Raw genomic sequence first — 16,437 nt, forward strand, 5'->3', positions numbered from 1 at the left:
GGCCATCCCGAAGGGCGGCCCGATCCGGACGACCCGACCGCATGACCGAAAGGCCGCCCGACCCGTGGACCCGCGCCAAGACAGCCCCGACCGCCTGATTGCCGCCGCCACCGCGCATCCGGGCAGGCATCTGCCCCCCGATCCCGACAAAGTGCGCGGATTGCTGAGGCGGCTGTGGGACGATTACCTGCGCCCGCACAAGGCCCGCATGGCCTTTGCCTTCTTCCTGATGACGCTGGAGGGATCGACGCTGGCGCTGATCAGCTGGATGCTGAAGCCGCTGTTCGATCTGGTCTTTACCGGCCAGCAGCCCGGCGCGATCTGGTGGGTCGGCGGGGCGATATTCGGCATCTTTCTGCTGCGCGCGGTCACGCTGGTGGCCAGCCGGGCCTTGCTGACGCGGATCTCGCTGTCGGTCTCGACGATGATGCAGACGCAGCTTCTGTCCCATATCCTGACGCTGGACAGCCGGTTTTTCCGCGACAATTCCCCCGGCGCTATGATCGAGCGCATTCAGGGCGACACGATCGCCGTGCAGGGGGTCTGGGCCACGCTGATCACCGGGGCCACGCGCGACGTGATCTCGCTGGTGATGCTGTTCGGGGTCGCGCTGAGCATCGATCCCCTGTGGACGGTGGGCGCGCTGATCGGGGCGCCGATCCTGATCATGCCGGCGGCGCTGGTCCAGCGTTACATCCGCCGCAAGGTGCGCCAGAACCGCGTCAATGCCAGCCTGCGCGCCACAAGGCTGGACGAGGTGCTGCACGGCATCGCCTCGATCCGGCTGAACCGGGCCGAGGCCGATCAGACCGCCCGCTATGCCCGCATCGTGGGCCGCATCCGCGATGCGGAAACCAAGGTGGCCGCCACCTCCAGCGTGATCCCGGCGCTGACCGACATCGTCACCGGCATCGGTTTCGTCGCGGTGCTGGCGCTTGGCGGCAATCAGGTGATGGAGGGCAATCGCAGCACCGGCGATTTCATGGCGTTCTTCACAGCGCTGGCGTTGGCCTTTCAGCCGATGCGCCGTTTGGGCGGGCTGGCGGGCACATGGCAGACGGCGGCGGCCAGTCTGGAGCGGATCTATCAGGTCTTCGACACCCGCCCCACGGTTCTGTCCGGCCCGCGCACCGCGCCCCCCGACACGCCCGAGATCCGGCTGGAGGATGTCTGGCTGTCCTATGACGGTCAGCCGGTGCTGCGGGGCCTGGGCTTTATCGCCCATGCCGGGCAGACCACCGCGCTGGTCGGTCCATCGGGGGCGGGCAAATCGACCGTGTTCAATCTGCTGACGCGGATGGTGGATGCCGACCGGGGGCTGGTCGCCTTGGGCGGTGCGCCGGTCAGCGACTATGATCTGGGCGTGCTGCGCGATCAGTTTTCCACCGTCGCGCAGGAATCGGCGTTGTTCGACGAAAGCCTGCGCGACAATATCATGATGGGCCGCCCCGATGCCTCGGACGCCGATCTGCAGGCCGCGCTGAAGGCTGCCAATGTCGCGACCTTCCTCGATGATCAGCGCACGCTGGACAGCCCCGTGGGTCCGCGCGGATCGTCGCTGTCGGGTGGCCAGCGCCAGCGGGTGGCCATTGCCCGCGCGCTGCTGCGCGATGCGCCCATCCTGCTGTTGGACGAGGCGACCAGCGCGCTGGACACGGCCAGCGAACGGCTGGTGCAGGACGCGCTGGATCATCTGTCGGCGGGTCGCACGACGCTGGTCATCGCGCATCGCCTGTCCACCATCCGCAGCGCCGACAAGATCGTCGTGCTGGACGCGGGCAGGGTTGTGGAACAGGGCAGCCATGACCAGTTGATGGCACAAGGCGGCACCTATGCCCGCCTTGTCGCCCTGCAATTCGGAGAGCTTGAATGACCCGCCAGATCATCCGCCTGACCGGCGAAGACCGTGTCGAATTCCTGCAGGGACTGGTGACCAACGATGTCGCCCGCGCCCCCTGCTGGGCCGCGATCCTGACCCCGCAGGGCAAGTATCTGGCCGATTTCCTGATCGTGCCTCATGGTGATGGGCTGCTGATCGACGTGGACGCCGCGCTGGCACCCGACCTGCTGCGGCGGCTGTCGATGTACAAGCTGCGATCGAAAGTGGTGCTGGAGGCCGTCGAGATGCCCGTGGCGCGCGGCACCGGCCCCGCGCCCGAAGGGGCCGTCCCGGACCCCCGGCACCCGGCGCTTGGCTGGCGGCTGTACGGGCAGGCGGGCGATGACGGCAGCGATTGGGATGCGATCCGCGTGGCCCATTGCATCCCCGAAACCGGGATCGAGCTGATCCCGAACGAGACTTATATTCTGGAAGCCGGGTTCGAACGCCTGCACGGCGTCGATTTCCGCAAGGGCTGTTATGTCGGCCAAGAGGTGACCGCCCGGATGAAGCACAAGACCGAATTGCGCAAGGGCATCACCGTGCTGGCGATCGAGGGTGTGGCCCCGACCGGCACCCCCATCACCGCGGACGGGCGCGAGGTCGGCACGCTTTATACCCAGTCCGGCGGGCGGGCCATCGCCCATGTCCGCCATGACCGCGTGGCCGCCCAGATGCAGGCGGGCGAGGCGCGGCTGACGCCTGCATGACCGACCCCGCGCTGCCCGCGCTGCGCAAGATCATCCATGTGGACATGGATGCCTTCTTCGCCTCGGTCGAGCAGCGCGATTTTCCCGAATTGCGGGGCAAGCCGGTGGCGGTCGGCGGATCGGCGGCGCGCGGCGTGGTGGCGGCCGCCAGTTACGAGGCGCGGGTCTTTGGGGTGCGCAGCGCCATGCCCTCGGTCACGGCGGCGCGGTTATGTCCGGGGCTGATCTTCGTGCGGCACCGCTTTGACGTTTACAAAGAGGTCAGCCAGCAGATCCGCGCGATCTTTCATGACTATACCCCGCTGGTCGAGCCCTTGTCGCTGGACGAGGCCTATCTGGACGTCACCGACCATCTGGAGGGCCGCACCGCCACCCGGATCGCCAGGGATATCCGCGCCCGCATCCATCAGACGACCGGCCTGACCGCCAGCGCGGGCGTCAGCTATAACAAGTTTCTGGCCAAGCTGGCCTCGGATCAGAACAAGCCGGATGGGCTGTGCGTGATCACGCCGGACCGGGGCCCCGATTTCGTTCTGTCCCTGCCGGTGGGCAAGTTTCACGGCATCGGGCCTGCGACAGTCGCCAAGATGCAGGCGATGGGCATCGCCACCGGGGCCGACCTGCATGCGCAGGATCTGGATTTCCTGCTGCGCCGGTTCGGCAAATCGGGGCGCTATTACTGGAACATCTCGCGCGGGATCGATCACCGGCGCGTCAGCCCCGACCGCATCCGCAAATCGGTGGGGGCGGAAAACACCTATTCCGCCGATCTGATGACGCTGGATCAGGCCTTTGATGCGCTGGCCCCTCTGGCCGCCAAGGTCTGGGGGGCCGTGGCGCGGCACGATCTGCGGGGGCGGACTGTCACGCTGAAGGTCAAGTTCTCGGACTTCCAGCAGATCACGCGGGCGCGCAGTCTGGGCCATGCGGTGGCCTCGGAACCCGAATTGCTGGCCATCGCCCGCGATCTGGCGACCGGGGTGCTGCCCGATCCGCGCGGGGCACGGCTGCTGGGCATCACCCTGTCGGGGTTCGATCACGACGATCCCGATCCCGCACAGTTGAGCCTGTTCGACTAGCGCCAGCGGCGCAGGCGGCCCGGCCCCTGCGCGGCCAGGATCAGCAGGCCCCCCGCGATGGCCCAGTTCTTGACGACGATGGTGACCTGCCAGGGATCGGCGCGCAGCTGCCAGTGAAACCAGCTAGTCGCGATGCAATAGATCGCCAGCACGACCGCCCAGGTCCGGATGCGCGGGCCAAAGATCAGGCAGATCCCCGCGATCAGGTTGAAGGCGGCGACCGCCCAGACCATCTGGCCGGGCAGGCCCAGGCTTTCGATCATCCGCGTGACCTGCCCCGGATCACCCGCCTTCTGCACCGCCCCGCCCAGAAACAGCAGCGCGATCAGCACCCGGCCGGTCAGATTCATCAGATCGTTCACCGCGCACCCATGTTGCAATTCCCTTCGCCGCGCCTATCAAAGGCCGGGCAGAACAACCAGCGGGTCCGCCGATGAACATCCTGTCGATCCAGTCCCATGTGGCCTATGGCCATGCCGGCAATGCCGCCGCCGTCTTTCCCATGCAAAGGCTGGGGGTCGAGGTCTGGCCCATCCACACCGTGCAGTTTTCCAACCATACCGGCTATGGCGCGTGGAAGGGCCGGGTCTTTGACGGCCCCGCCATCGAAGAGATCGTCGAGGGCATTGCCGACCGGGGCGTGCTGGACCGCTGTGCGGGGGTGCTGTCGGGTTATATGGGGTCGTCCGATATCGGCAATGCGGTGCTGGGCGCCGCGCGGCGGGTCAGGGCGGCCAATCCCCAGGCTTTGTGGTGCTGCGATCCGGTGATCGGCGATGTGGGGCGGGGCATCTTCGTGCGCCCCGGCATCCCGGAATTCATGCGCGACGTGGCGGTGCCCGCCGCCGATATCATCACCCCCAACCATTTCGAGCTGGAATACCTGACGGGCGGCCCCGCCCGCAGCGCCGCCGATCTGCGCCGGGCTCTGGCCGCTTTGCACGGCATGGGGCCGCGCATCGTGCTGGCGACATCGGTTCTGGCGGCGGATACGCCGGATGACGCCATCGACATGATCGCCAGCACGCCGGGCGGCGCATGGCGCGTGCGGGTGCCCCGGCTGCAGCTGAACGCCAACGGCACCGGCGATATGGTCGCGGCGCTGTTCTTCGTCCATGTGCTGCGGGATGGCGACGTGGCGCGGGCCCTTGGGGCGGCGGCGGCCTCGGTCCACGGGGTGCTGCGCGCGACGGTCGAGGCCGGAACGCGCGAGATCCGCCTGATCGCCGCGCAGGACGAATTCACCAACCCCACCCATCGCTTTGCGGTCGAGTCGCTGGCATGACGACCGCCCCCGATGCCGCCCCTGATGCGAATACGGTCTATATCGTCGGAGGCTCGAACAGCCTGCTGACCGGCGGGTGGAGCCATCAGCTGGCTGATCTGGCCGGTCCCGGCCTGCGGGTGGTGAATCTCTCTGTGGGTGCGGCCACCACGCTGATCGGCATCTATCGTCTGCTGGCGCAGGAGGTGCCCGACGGGGCGGTGATTGTCTGGGAATATGCGCTGAACGAACAGAACCACTTTTGCCACGGGCAGTCAGCCGAGACGCTGGAACGGCATCTGGACTGGTTTCTGGAACTGTGTGCCCGCCGGTCGATCAAGGTGGTGCCGCTGGTCTGCTGGAACCGGGCCGAGATGGATCAGCTCGACCCGGGCGCCTATCGACGCGGCCTTGATCAGGTCTTGCGAACGCGGGGGCTGCAGGCTTTGGATCTGCATGCGGGGCTGATCGCCTATGCCGGGCGCAAGGGTCTGCCGGTGGCGGATTTCTATTCCGACAACGCGCATTATCGCCTTGGGACCGGATTTCCGCGCTGGATCGCGGCTTTGGTCCATCACGGCTTGAAGACGGCCCGCGTGCCTCTGCCTCAGGCGGCGTTTCAGGGTCTGTCGCTGGTCCTGGCCCTGCCGGATCGTCCTGCGGACGGGGTGTTTTCGAACCGTGTGCTGCAGGCCGAAACCTTTGGTCTGGACCAGCCGCTGCGGATTGCGGCGCGGGGGCGGCTGCTGTGCTGCTATCTGATCGCGACGACTTCGGCGGGTGCCATCGAGGTCAAGGCGGACAATGCCCGCGTGGGCGTCTATTCCGCGCAATCGATCAAGGGGCCGGGGCAGCCAGAACGGCTGATGAAGCATCTTGTGCTGTGGTCCGGGGCCGGGGATTGTCGGCAGGTGCAGGGCCAGATCGTGCTGCGCCGCGCGGGATGGATGACCTCGCCACAGGTCCAGAACCTGTTCGCGTGGCAACGTCGATCAGGCGAGGGCCCGGCCGAGGCGATTTTAGGGGTGCTGATCGAAACGCGGGTCTGAACGCAGGCGGACGCGGTGCCCGCCTGAACGACCGGATGCCGGTGCAGGCGGGGCCTGCGCCGGCATCCGGCAGACAGATCAGGCGCGTTCGCTGTATTCGAACACTTCGGTATTGACGATGATCGCCTCGCCTTCGCCGACAAAAGGCGGGATCATGATGCGCACGCCATTGTCGAGGATGGCGGGCTTGTAGCTGTTGGCGGCGGTCTGGCCCTTCACGACCGGCTCGGTCTCGGCCACGATGCAGGTCACCTTTTGCGGGATCGACACCGACAGGGCCTCTTCGCCGTAATATTCGATGGTCGCGGTCATGCCGTCCTGCAGGAAGGGGCGACGGTCGCCCAGCAGGTCGGCGTCCAGTTCGGTCTGCTCGAATGTTTCGCTGTCCATGAAGACCAGCTTGCCGTCGGTTTCATACAGGAATTGCTGGTCCTTCTGGTCCAGACGGACGCGTTCGACCTTGTCCTCGCTGCGAAAGCGTTCGTTCAGCTTGCGACCGTCGCGCAGGTTCTTCAGCTCGACCTGAGCGAAGGCGCCGCCCTTGCCGGGCTTGACATGGCTGACCTTGACCGCGCCCCACAGGCCGCCGTCATGTTCCAGAATGTTGCCGGGGCGGATTTCGTTGCCGTTGATCTTGGGCATGGGATGGGTCTCGTGCGTTTGCGGGAATTTCGGGCCGTCCGGATGTTGAACGGCGATGTCGGCCTCCTATATCTGGGCCAGACCTCGCAGGCAACCAGAACGGATCTGCAGCGTTGTCAAGACGCCACATGTGGCGAATGGCTGCTGACGCAACGGAAGACAGGCGATTTTTACCGTATTTTTGTTGGCATGCGGTAAGAGCATGGCAGACATGCGGCGGAAGGGATACCGAATCGGCACCCTGAAGGTCTAAGGCAGGCGATACCGTCGCAGAAACGGATTCAAGAAACTGGGGAAGCGTCAAGTTTTCCCCCCAAGGTTCTGTCGCCTGACAGAACCGCAAGAGAATGGACGAAACAAGATGCGCGATTTTGTTGACGGCTCGGCCTTCAATTTCGAACAAGGCCAGCGTGCCCGCAAGCTTTTTGCGGCAGTGGTGCTGGCGGCGCTGGATGACGCCATTGCAGATGACAAGAAATATGGCAACGGCCCCGAACAGATCGCCCGTTGGGCACGCTCGCGCGACGGGCGCGAGGTGTTGTCCTGTGCCGGGATCGACCCGAACGAACGCGTCGTGAAGGGCCTGATGGAATTCGTGTCCAAGGGCGTGCGGACCTCGGTCGCGCTGTCGCGCGAGGAAAGCGAACGCCGCATGGCCGCCGAAGCCGAGGAAGCCGAAGCCGCCTGAGCCTGCGCGCATCGACTTTTCAGGGCCGTCCTTCGGGGCGGCCTTTTTTCGTCGCGGGCGGGATGGGGCAGGGCGCGGCGCGTCACAAGCGCGTGATCACCCGCTGCGAATAGAAATGGCGCACGTCATCGGCATGACACAGCTGTGTCGCGGGCGTCATCACGGCAGCCGAGGCGGCGGCGGCGCCCAAGGCCAGCGCCTCTTGCACGGGCCAGTCGCGGGCCATGGCCAGCACGAAGCCCGCCACGAAGCTGTCGCCCGCACCGACCGCACTGACCACCCGCACCGGGGCCGCCGCGACATGCCAGGCGCCGTCCGGTCCGGCGATCACCGATCCGTCGGCACCCCGCGCCACGATCACCGCCCGCGCCGCGCCGCCCTGCACCAGCCCTGCGGCGAATGCGGCGCTGTCGCTGCGCAGGGGCAGGGGGCGTCCGGCCAGCCCCTCGGCCTCGTGACTGTCCATGCGCAGCACGTCGACCGGGATCGACGATCCCGCCAAAGCCCGCAGCGCATCGCCCGAGGTGTCGACCAGCAGCTTTGCGCGTCCGTCCTTCAGCCGCACCGTCAGCATCTGTTCGAACCCCGGCGCGACACCGGGCGGGTTCGATCCCGACACGACCACCCAGCCCCCGGCCAGCGCGGCCTCGGCGATGGCGGCCATGGCGGTGGCGACCTGAGTCATGTGCCATTCGGGGCCGGGCAGGACAAAGCGGTATTGCCCGCCGGTGGCGCGATCGGTGACGGCCAGCGACTGACGCGTCTCGCCCGGCGCGGTCAGGCGCAGGATCTGCAGGCCCGAGGCCTTCAGCATCTCGGCCATCCGGGTGCCGGTAGCGCCGCCAAGCGCGACCATCGCGGTCGATCTGCCGCCGATGATCTGGATGGCGCGGCTGACATTGATGCCGCCACCGCCTGGATCGATCACCGGCTTGTCACAGCGCAGCTTGAGATCGGGCACGACGCTGTCGGCGGCGGTGGACAGATCCAGCGCCGGGTTCAGCGTGACGGTCAGGATCGGGGCCTGCCCGCTCATGTGCCCGGCCCGCTCATCCGGCCAACCCGCTCATGTCATTCCCACCAGCGGTCGATGCTGGCGATATCCTCGTCCGACCAGCCGAAATGATGGGCCATTTCATGCGTAACGATATGCACGACCAGATCGCCAAGCGTGACATCCCCGCGTGATGCCCATTCGTCCAGAATGGGCCGGCGGTACAGCCAGATGATATCCGGCCCGCCCGGCTGGTCGCTGACCGATTTCTCGGTCCGCGGGATCCCATCGTACAGGCCGGTCAGTTCGAACGGATCGTCGATCTGCAATTCGTCCAGCACATCCTCGGGGGCGAATTCGGCCACCTGCAGGGCGACCTGTGCGGCGGCCTCGCGGAATTCCGGCGGCAGCCCGTCCAGCGCCGTGCGGGCCATGGCCTCGATCTCGGCGGCATCGGGGGCCGTGCGCCCGTCCCAGTCACTCATTGTGTCGCGCCTTCTGCTTTGCCCCCCTGATATGGACAAAAACCGCCCGTTGTGAAAGAGCAACCCCAACAGGAGAAGCCCATGACCATCACCCGTTTCGCGCCGTCGCCCACCGGCCATATCCATGTGGGCAATCTGCGGACCGCGCTGTTCAACCACCTGATCGCCCGCAAGGCTGGCGGCACCTTCATCCTGCGTCTGGACGATACCGACCAGGAACGCAGCAAGGAGGAATATGCCGACGGCATCAAGCGCGATCTGGACTGGCTGGGCCTGCATTGGGACCGGGTGGAACGCCAGTCGCTGCGGCTGGAGCGTTACCGCGCCGAGGCGGATGCCCTGCGCGCCTCGGGCCGTCTTTACGAGGTGTTCGAAACCCCGACCGAGCTGGATCTGAAGCGCAAGAAGCAGCTGAATATGGGCCGCCCGCCGGTCTATGACCGCACCGGGCTGGGCCTGTCGGACGCCGACAAGGACAAGCTGCGGGCCGAGGGGCGCGAGGGCTACTGGCGGTTCCAGCTGGATCAGAGCCGGATCGAATGGACCGACGGAATCTTGGGCGATATTTCCATCGACGCGGCCTCGGTCAGTGATCCGGTGCTGATCCGGGCGGATGGACAGGTGCTGTATACCTTTGCCAGTTCGGTCGATGACACGGATATGGGTGTCACGGATATCGTGCGCGGGTCGGATCATGTGACCAATACCGCGACCCAGATCCAGATCATTCAGGCGATCGGCGGCACGCCGCCCTCCTTCGCCCATCACAGCCTGCTGACCGGTTCCAAGGGCGAAGAGCTGTCCAAGCGCATCGGCGCGCTGGCACTGAAGGATCTGCGCGAGGCGGGTGTCGCCCCAGAGGCGCTGATCGGACTGATGGCGCGGTTGGGATCGGGCGTGCCGGTGGGGCTGGCCTCTCTGGACGAGCTGGCCAAGGCCTTTGATCTGTCGCAGTTCGGTGCCTCTCCGACCAAGTTCGACGCCGAGGATCTATGGCCGCTGACGCGGGAACGCAACCAGTCGCTGCCCTTTGCCGCCGTGGCCGACCGGATTGCCGCCCTTGGCGTTCCCGCCGATCAGGCCGAGCGGTTCTGGCGCGTGGCATCCCAGAACATCACCCGGCTGGAGGATCTGGATGGCTGGTGGCAGATCTTCAGCCAAGGCGCCGAGCCGCAGATCGACCCCGAGGATGCCGGGTTCATCGCCGAGGCGATGACCCTGCTGCCGCCGCCGCCCTATACTGACGCGACCTGGGGTGAATGGACGACGGCGGTGAAGGCCGCCACCGGGCGCAAGGGCAAGGGGCTGTTCATGCCGCTGCGCAAGGCGGTGACCGGTCAGGCGCATGGGCCCGAGATGTCGGATGTGATGCCGCTTTTGCAGGTGGTGAAGGCGCGGGACTGACCTTTTGACACGGTGCCGGTGGCGGCGGTGACGGGGCGCTGCCCCGCCACGCGTCCCGCGCGCCTCCCCGGGATATTTGGGCCAAGATGAAGCTGGCAGATCTTGTGGACGGGGCGGAGATTTCTGGGCAAAACCGCTTGACGCCCCCGCGCCTGTCGCATAAATCGCGCCTAGTCGTGGCGGAGTAGCTCAGTTGGTTAGAGCAGCGGAATCATAATCCGCGTGTCGGGGGTTCGAGTCCCTCTTCCGCTACCATTTTCTCCCTTATTTAGATGGGCCGTCGGCAGCTTGAAGCTGCCGTGCCGGATCTGGAATGGCATGTCCGGCTCTGCGCCTCCATGGGCTGCGGCAGGGATGTGTCAGCCGCCGGTCAGGTGGCGATAAAGGTCCAGCATGGCCGACAGATCGGGTTCCAGCCGGGTCAGATCGGGGGCATCGGCGGCCCAGCTGCGCGACAGGGCGCATCCGGCCTCGTATCCCAGAGGCAGCCTGGCGGTCGAGCTGAGGGACAGGGGGGCTGTCGAGAAGCCGTGATTGTGGCCCACCAGAGCCGCCCTTGTCGTGGCGGCAAGGCGGCGCAGGTGGCGATGGCCTTCTGTCGTGCCATCGCGGGTCAGGATGTCGGCGGCGCCGTGTTGCAGCGACAGGATGATCCGTTCGTCCCGGGCGTTGATGAACAGCGCGACATAGACGCCGTGGCGCATGCTGCGGGTCACATGGGGGGCAAAGCAGGCCAGCCATGGCACGCTGGCCCAGCCCGGCGCGCCGGTGCTGGCGCGGACCAGCAGCCGTTCCGAACGCGGGGCGATCAGGGCGCGGGCCATGGCGGCGACGTCGCGGCGAAAGAAGGTGGCGAATGCGCTGCCGGTCACCGGTTTCCGACGTTCGAGGACGTAGCATCGCGCCGTCAGGGACAGCGCGGCGGCAAGCGGGGGCAAGGTGGCGGCGGGCTGCGACCTGGGGGACGGGGCCGTGTCTAGCGGGGGTAGAGTCATGACGACTGGCGCCGCGGTGGTGGCGCACGTGACGGGGTGAGCGTTCGTGGCGCCGTGATCTGTCCGGCGGGATGCCGCAAGAGCCTGTCGGGGCAGCGATTTGGCGGAGGGCACTGACGTGCTGCCCCCCTGCACGGGCGCTGTCTGGCTGGGCGATGGGGGGCCGGGCGCGGATGCCCCGGACCCGGCCACCCGCGCCCCTCAAGGGGCTGGGACGGGCGGCGGCTCAGACCAGCCGCCCTTCCTCCATCGCGGCGCGCACGAAGCCTGCGAACAGGGGTGCGGGGGCGAAGGGTTTGGATTTCAGCTCGGGGTGGGACTGCACGCCGATGAACCACGGATGGTCGGCATATTCGACCACCTCGGGCAGCTTGCCATCGGGCGACATGCCCGAAAAGCGCAGACCCGCAGCCTCCAGCTGTTCGCGATAGGTGGCGTCGACCTCGTAGCGGTGCCGGTGGCGGTCCTCGATCTCGGTCGCGCCGCCATAGACGTCCGAGATGCGCGAGCCTTTGGCCAGCACGGCGGTATAGGCGCCAAGCCGCATCGTGCCGCCCTTGTCGTCGCCGACCTTGCGCTGCACGGTATAGTTGCCCTGCACCCATTCCTTGAGGTGATAGACGACCGGGGTAAAGCGGGTCTTGCCCGCCTCGTGGTCGAATTCCTCGGATCCGGCATCGGGCATCCGCGCCAGATTGCGCGCGGCCTCGATCACGGCCATCTGCATGCCCAGACAGATGCCCAGATAGGGCACCTTTTTCTCGCGCGCATAGCGGGCGGCGGTGACCATGCCCTCGGTTCCGCGTTCGCCGAAGCCGCCGGGCACGATGATGCCGTGATAGCCGTCCAGCAGATGTGCGCCCTCGCCCTCAAGTTTTTCGCTGTCGACCCAATCGGCCTTGACGCGGACCTTGTTGGCCATGCCGCCATGGGTCAGTGCCTCGGAGATGGATTTATACGCATCCTCAAGCTGGGTGTATTTACCGACGATGGCGATGTTGACCTGACCTTCGGCGTTGTACAGGCGGTCCATCACGTCTTCCCACCGCGACAGGTCGGGACGCGGCGCCGGGCTGATCGAGAACGCGTCCAGCACGGCGCGGTCAAGGCCCGCGCGGTGATAGGCCATCGGCGCCTCGTAGATCGTCTTCAGATCATAGGCCGGGATCACGCTGTCGGGACGCACGTTGCAGAACAGCGCGATCTTGGCGCGTTCCTTTTCCGGGATCGGATGTTCGGACCGGCAGACCAGCACGTCGGGCGCAAGGCCGATGGATTGCAGCTCCTTGACGCTGTGCTGGGTGGGTTTGGTCTTCAATTCGCCCGAGGCCGCCAGATAGGGCAGCAGGGTCAGGTGCATCAGGATGCATTCGCCGCGCGGGCGTTCGTGGATGAACTGGCGGATCGCCTCGAAGAAGGGCAGCCCCTCGATATCGCCGACCGTGCCGCCGATCTCGCACAGCATGAAATCGACCTCGGTATCGCCGATCGCCAGGAAATCCTTGATCTCGTTGGTGACGTGGGGGATGACCTGAATGGTCTTGCCCAGATATTCGCCGCGGCGTTCCTTTTCCAGCACGTTGGAATAGACCCGTCCGCTGCTGATGCTGTCGGTGCGCCGTGCGGCCACGCCGGTGAACCGTTCGTAATGGCCCAGATCCAGATCGGTTTCCGCGCCGTCATCGGTGACGAAGACCTCGCCATGTTCGAACGGGCTCATCGTGCCGGGATCGACGTTCAGATAGGGGTCCAGCTTGCGCAGCCGCACCGTGAACCCCCGTGCCTGCAACAGCGCGCCCAACGCCGCCGAGGCCAGCCCCTTGCCAAGAGACGAGACCACGCCGCCGGTGATGAAGATGTATCGCGCCATGAAGGCCCCCGTGATGTGCAGGCCGTGGATGCCACGTCCTGAAAATGCAAAATCTGGCGGATTGCGGGTCGCGAAAACGACCAGCATCACGGGAGTAGCAGAATAACCGATTCGCCCCGTGGTCGCAACCGACCGCAAGTTGATGTGGGGCAATCGCGTGACCGCCCCAAATTGTTGTGGGCGCCCTTAGTTGGTGGCGGGCGCGGTGGTCGTGGCCGGAACGTCGGACTGGGGCGCGGCCTCGGCCTCGGGCGCGGCGGGTGCCGCAGCGTCCGGGGCAGGCGCGTGGGCGTCGGCTTCGGGGGCGGGGGGCGCTAGGGCCTCGGGGGCTTCGGTCGCCGGAGCCGTGGTCGCAGGAACGTCGGCCGCCGGAACGTCAGACTCGGGCGCAGCCGCTGCGGGCGGGGGCACCGGGTCGGCGGTCGCCGGTGTCTCGGCGTCACTGCCTGCCGCCGCATCGGCGCCGTCATCGGGGCTGGGCGGGACCAGCGGATTGCCCGCGCTGGTCGGCGGGGGCGTATAGGCGGGCAGGCCCGGCAGGCTGCCTGCGGGCTGCTGCGGGCTGGATGTGCCGCCGAACTGGTCCATGATCGAGCTGTTATTGGCCTGCCGTGCCGCCAGAATCGTCAGCGTGATCGAGGTCGCAAAGATGGCCACGCCCAGCATCCAGGTCAGCCGGGTCAGCAGGTTGGCCGCAGCCCGGCCCGACATGACGCCGCCCCCTGCGCCGCCACCGCCACCGCCCATGCCCAGCCCGCCCCCTTCGGAACGCTGCAGCAGGACGACCCCGGCCAGCACAAGGGCCAGGATCAGATGGACGGTCAGAATGACGTTTTCCACGGCTTTCGGCCTTTCATTTGCGGACGCGCCTATCTAGTCACCGCAGCAGGTGATGGCAAGCGAGATGGTCCCATGACGGCGGTGATGATTCAGGGCACCGGCTCGAATGTCGGAAAGTCGCTGCTGGTGGCGGGTCTGTGTCGGGCGGCGCTGCGTCGCGGCCTGTCGGTGGCACCCTTCAAGCCGCAGAACATGTCGAACAATGCCGCCGTGACGCTGGACGGCGGAGAGATCGGTCGCGCGCAGGCCCTGCAGGCCCGCGCCTGCGGGCTGGAGCCTGTGACCGACATGAACCCCGTGCTGCTGAAACCCGAGACCGAGACCGGATCGCAGGTCATTCTGCAGGGCCGCGCCATCGGTCGCGCGCAGGCCCGCGATTATCAGGCGCTGAAGCCGCGCCTGCTGGCGGGTGTGCTGGACAGTTTCGCGCGGCTGTCGGCGGCCCATGATCTGATCATCGTCGAAGGCGCCGGCAGCCCGGCCGAGGTCAACCTGCGCCCCCGCGACATCGCCAATATGGGCTTTGCGCGCGCGGCGGGCGTGCCCGTGGTGCTGGCGGGCGATATCGACCGGGGCGGGGTAATCGCGCAGATCGTCGGCACGCAGGCGGTGATCGATCCCGCCGATGCGGCGATGATCCGCGGCTTTCTGATCAACAAGTTCCGGGGCGATCCGCGCCTGTTCGATGACGGCTATCGGATGATCATGGACCGCACCGGCTGGCCCGGTTTCGGCGTGGTGCCGTGGTTCGCGGGCGCCCATCGACTGCCTGCCGAGGATGCGGTCGATCTGCGCCACAGCGGGGCTGCGGGGGGGCTGCATGTCGTCTGCCTGACCCTGTCGCGCATCGCCAATTTCGACGATCTGGACCCTCTGGCGGCGGAACCGTGGGTCCGCCTGACCATGCTGGCGCCGGGACAGGCGATCCCGGGCGATGCGGCGCTGGTGATCGTGCCGGGCTCGAAATCCACGCTTGGCGATCTGGCCTATCTGCGCGCGCAGGGCTGGGACATCGATCTGCTGGCCCATCACCGGCGCGGCGGGCATGTGCTGGGCATCTGCGGCGGCTATCAGATGCTGGGGCGGGTGATCGACGATCCTGCGGGCGCCGACGGGGTGGCGGGGCAGGTGGCCGGGCTGGGCCTGCTGGACGTGACAACGGTCATGTCCGCGACCAAGCGGCTGCAGCGGGTGACGGGCCGGGCCCTTGGCCAGCCGGTCGCGGGATACGAGATCCATATGGGCCGCACGACCGGCCCCGATTGCGCGCGGCCCTTTGCGCAGGTGCCGGATCACGATGGGGCGATCAGCGCCGATGGCCGGGTCATCGGCAGCTATCTGCACGGGCTGTTTTCCGATGACGGCTTTCGCGCCGCGTTTCTGGCGCGTTTGGGCGCCCCCTCGCGCCCCGGTTTCGAGGCCGGGGTCGAGGCCGCGCTGGAGGATCTGGCCGACCATCTGGAGGCGCATCTGGACGTCGCCGCCCTTCTGGCCGTGGCGGGCTGAGGGCGTGGTCGTTCTGTCCGCGATGTGACCCCGGTGGTGCTGGACGCGGCGGGGGCTTCGCGCTACCTGAAGGGTATGGAACATGCAAAGCCGCCTTTGACCCTGTATCTGGCCGCGCCCCGCGGCTTTTGCGCGGGCGTCGACCGCGCCATCAAGATCGTCGAGCTGGCGCTGGCCCGGTGGGGCGCGCCCGTCTATGTCCGCCACGAGATCGTGCACAACAAATACGTCGTGGATCAGCTGCGCGACAAAGGCGCAGTCTTTGTCGAAGATCTGGACGATTGCCCTGATGACCGCCCCGTGATCTTTTCGGCCCATGGCGTGCCCAAGGCCGTCCCCGCCGAGGCCGCGCGCCGCCAGATGGTCTATGTCGATGCGACCTGCCCGCTGGTCAGCAAGGTCCATCTGGAGGCCGAGCGTCACCATGCCGCAGGTCTGCAGATGATCATGATCGGCCATACCGGCCACCCCGAGGTGCTGGGCACGATGGGCCAGTTGCCGCCGGGCGAGGTCGTGCTGGTCGAGACGGCGGATGACGTGGCCACGGTGCAGGTCCGCGATCCGGCCCGGCTGGCCTATATCACCCAGACCACCCTGTCGGTCGATGACACGGCGGGCATCGTCGCGGCCCTGCAGGCGCGGTTTCCCGCGATCATCGGCCCGGCGAAAGAGGATATCTGCTATGCCACGACCAACCGTCAGGCCTCGGTCAAGGCCGTCGCGCCGCATGTCGATGCGCTGCTGGTGATCGGGGCCGAGAATTCCAGCAACTCCAAGCGGCTGGTCGAGGTCGGACGCAGCGCGGGCTGCGCCTATGCCCAGCTGGTCATGCGCGCGACCGAGATCGACTGGCGCGCGCTGGAGGGCATCCGGTCGATCGGCGTCACCGCCGGGGCCAGCGCGCCTGAGGTTCTGGTCAACGAGGTCGTCGACGCCTTTCGTGCCCGCTATGAGGTGAGCGTCGAGCTGGTCGAGACGGCGGTGGAGCGGGTCGAGTTCAAGGTGCCCCGGGTCTTGCGCGAGACGGTCTGA

General features: G+C 67.1%; 16 protein-coding genes and 1 tRNA gene. 10 read left to right on the top strand and 7 right to left on the bottom strand.

Going from position 1 to position 16,437, the window contains the following annotated elements; genetic code table 11:
- The first annotated feature begins 4 nt into the window (after positions 1-4).
- Genes EG885_RS11090 through dinB form a run of 3 tightly spaced genes read left to right on the top strand, consistent with a single transcriptional unit; the run spans position 5 to position 3,668 of the window.
- On the top strand, positions 5-1,873 hold the full coding sequence (locus EG885_RS11090) for an ABC transporter ATP-binding protein (RefSeq protein ID WP_423227215.1): 1,869 nt from the start codon (positions 5-7) through the stop codon (positions 1,871-1,873).
- Positions 1,870-2,589, top strand: a complete 720-nt coding sequence (gene ygfZ, locus EG885_RS11095; RefSeq protein ID WP_131574546.1) for a CAF17-like 4Fe-4S cluster assembly/insertion protein YgfZ — start codon at positions 1,870-1,872, stop codon at positions 2,587-2,589. Before EG885_RS11090 ends, ygfZ begins: the two co-directional genes overlap by 4 nt.
- Positions 2,586-3,668: a DNA polymerase IV gene (gene dinB, locus EG885_RS11100; RefSeq protein WP_131574547.1), complete on the top strand. Its 1,083-nt coding sequence runs from the start codon at positions 2,586-2,588 to the stop codon at positions 3,666-3,668. Before ygfZ ends, dinB begins: the two co-directional genes overlap by 4 nt.
- Here the strand turns inward: dinB and EG885_RS11105 are convergent.
- Positions 3,665-4,030, bottom strand: coding sequence for a DoxX family protein (locus EG885_RS11105; RefSeq protein ID WP_207392262.1), 366 nt, complete (start codon positions 4,028-4,030; stop codon positions 3,665-3,667). The two genes, dinB and EG885_RS11105, sit on opposite strands and share 4 nt — an antisense overlap.
- 71 nt (positions 4,031-4,101) lie before the next feature.
- On the opposite strand from EG885_RS11105, the gene pdxY reads away from it, so the two are divergent.
- Positions 4,102-4,953 carry a pyridoxal kinase PdxY gene (gene pdxY / locus EG885_RS11110; protein WP_131574548.1) on the top strand — a complete coding sequence of 284 codons (852 nt, stop codon included), beginning with the start codon at positions 4,102-4,104 and terminating at the stop codon, positions 4,951-4,953.
- Positions 4,950-5,981 carry an SGNH/GDSL hydrolase family protein gene (locus EG885_RS11115; protein ID WP_131574549.1) on the top strand — a complete coding sequence of 344 codons (1,032 nt, stop codon included), beginning with the start codon at positions 4,950-4,952 and terminating at the stop codon, positions 5,979-5,981. Before pdxY ends, EG885_RS11115 begins: the two co-directional genes overlap by 4 nt.
- 78 nt (positions 5,982-6,059) lie before the next feature.
- Here EG885_RS11115 and efp read toward each other — a convergent pair whose 3' ends face one another.
- The gene (efp, locus tag EG885_RS11120; RefSeq protein ID WP_131574550.1) at positions 6,060-6,623 is read right to left on the bottom strand and encodes an elongation factor P; all 564 of its coding nucleotides are present in this window, start codon (positions 6,621-6,623) and stop codon (positions 6,060-6,062) included.
- 361 nt (positions 6,624-6,984) lie between these two features.
- Here efp and EG885_RS11125 point away from each other — a divergent pair, with 361 nt between their 5' ends.
- Positions 6,985-7,311, top strand: coding sequence for a DUF6280 family protein (locus tag EG885_RS11125; RefSeq protein WP_042251710.1), 327 nt, complete (start codon positions 6,985-6,987; stop codon positions 7,309-7,311).
- 82 nt (positions 7,312-7,393) lie between these two features.
- Here the strand turns inward: EG885_RS11125 and EG885_RS11130 are convergent, their stop codons facing one another.
- Together EG885_RS11130 and EG885_RS11135 are read right to left on the bottom strand one after the other, a co-directional pair.
- Positions 7,394-8,347 (bottom strand): 1-phosphofructokinase family hexose kinase, encoded by a 954-nt coding sequence (locus EG885_RS11130; protein WP_131574551.1) that lies wholly within the window; start codon positions 8,345-8,347, stop codon positions 7,394-7,396.
- Positions 8,348-8,382: 35 nt separating this feature from the next.
- Positions 8,383-8,790 (bottom strand): metallopeptidase family protein, encoded by a 408-nt coding sequence (locus EG885_RS11135; RefSeq protein ID WP_131574552.1) that lies wholly within the window; start codon positions 8,788-8,790, stop codon positions 8,383-8,385.
- 81 nt (positions 8,791-8,871) lie between these two features.
- Between EG885_RS11135 and gltX the strand changes: the two genes are divergently transcribed.
- A complete protein-coding gene (gltX, locus tag EG885_RS11140; RefSeq protein WP_131574553.1) occupies positions 8,872-10,194 on the top strand; it encodes a glutamate--tRNA ligase in 1,323 nt (440 codons plus the stop codon).
- Positions 10,195-10,372: 178 nt separating this feature from the next.
- Positions 10,373-10,449 (top strand) — tRNA-Met (locus EG885_RS11145).
- Between the two features lie 104 nt (positions 10,450-10,553).
- On the opposite strand, the gene EG885_RS11150 is transcribed toward EG885_RS11145, so the two are convergent.
- The 3 genes from EG885_RS11150 to secG all read right to left on the bottom strand — a co-directional run bounded on the left by EG885_RS11150 (position 10,554) and on the right by secG (position 13,899).
- Positions 10,554-11,189 carry an MrcB family domain-containing protein gene (locus EG885_RS11150; protein WP_131574554.1) on the bottom strand — a complete coding sequence of 212 codons (636 nt, stop codon included), beginning with the start codon at positions 11,187-11,189 and terminating at the stop codon, positions 10,554-10,556.
- 226 nt (positions 11,190-11,415) lie between these two features.
- Positions 11,416-13,059, bottom strand: coding sequence for a CTP synthase (locus tag EG885_RS11155; protein ID WP_131574555.1), 1,644 nt, complete (start codon positions 13,057-13,059; stop codon positions 11,416-11,418).
- Positions 13,060-13,245: 186 nt separating this feature from the next.
- Positions 13,246-13,899 carry a preprotein translocase subunit SecG gene (gene secG / locus EG885_RS11160; RefSeq protein WP_131574556.1) on the bottom strand — a complete coding sequence of 218 codons (654 nt, stop codon included), beginning with the start codon at positions 13,897-13,899 and terminating at the stop codon, positions 13,246-13,248.
- Positions 13,900-13,971: 72 nt separating this feature from the next.
- On the opposite strand from secG, the gene EG885_RS11165 reads away from it, so the two are divergent.
- Both EG885_RS11165 and ispH read left to right on the top strand, forming a co-directional pair.
- Entirely contained in the window at positions 13,972-15,405 is a 1,434-nt protein-coding gene (locus EG885_RS11165; RefSeq protein ID WP_131574557.1) for a cobyric acid synthase, read from the top strand.
- A gap of 75 nt (positions 15,406-15,480) precedes the next feature.
- A complete protein-coding gene (gene ispH, locus EG885_RS11170) occupies positions 15,481-16,437 on the top strand; it encodes a 4-hydroxy-3-methylbut-2-enyl diphosphate reductase (RefSeq protein WP_131574558.1) in 957 nt (318 codons plus the stop codon).

It is taken from the genome of Paracoccus nototheniae (genome assembly GCF_004335005.1).
Lineage (GTDB): Bacteria > Pseudomonadota > Alphaproteobacteria > Rhodobacterales > Rhodobacteraceae > Paracoccus > Paracoccus nototheniae.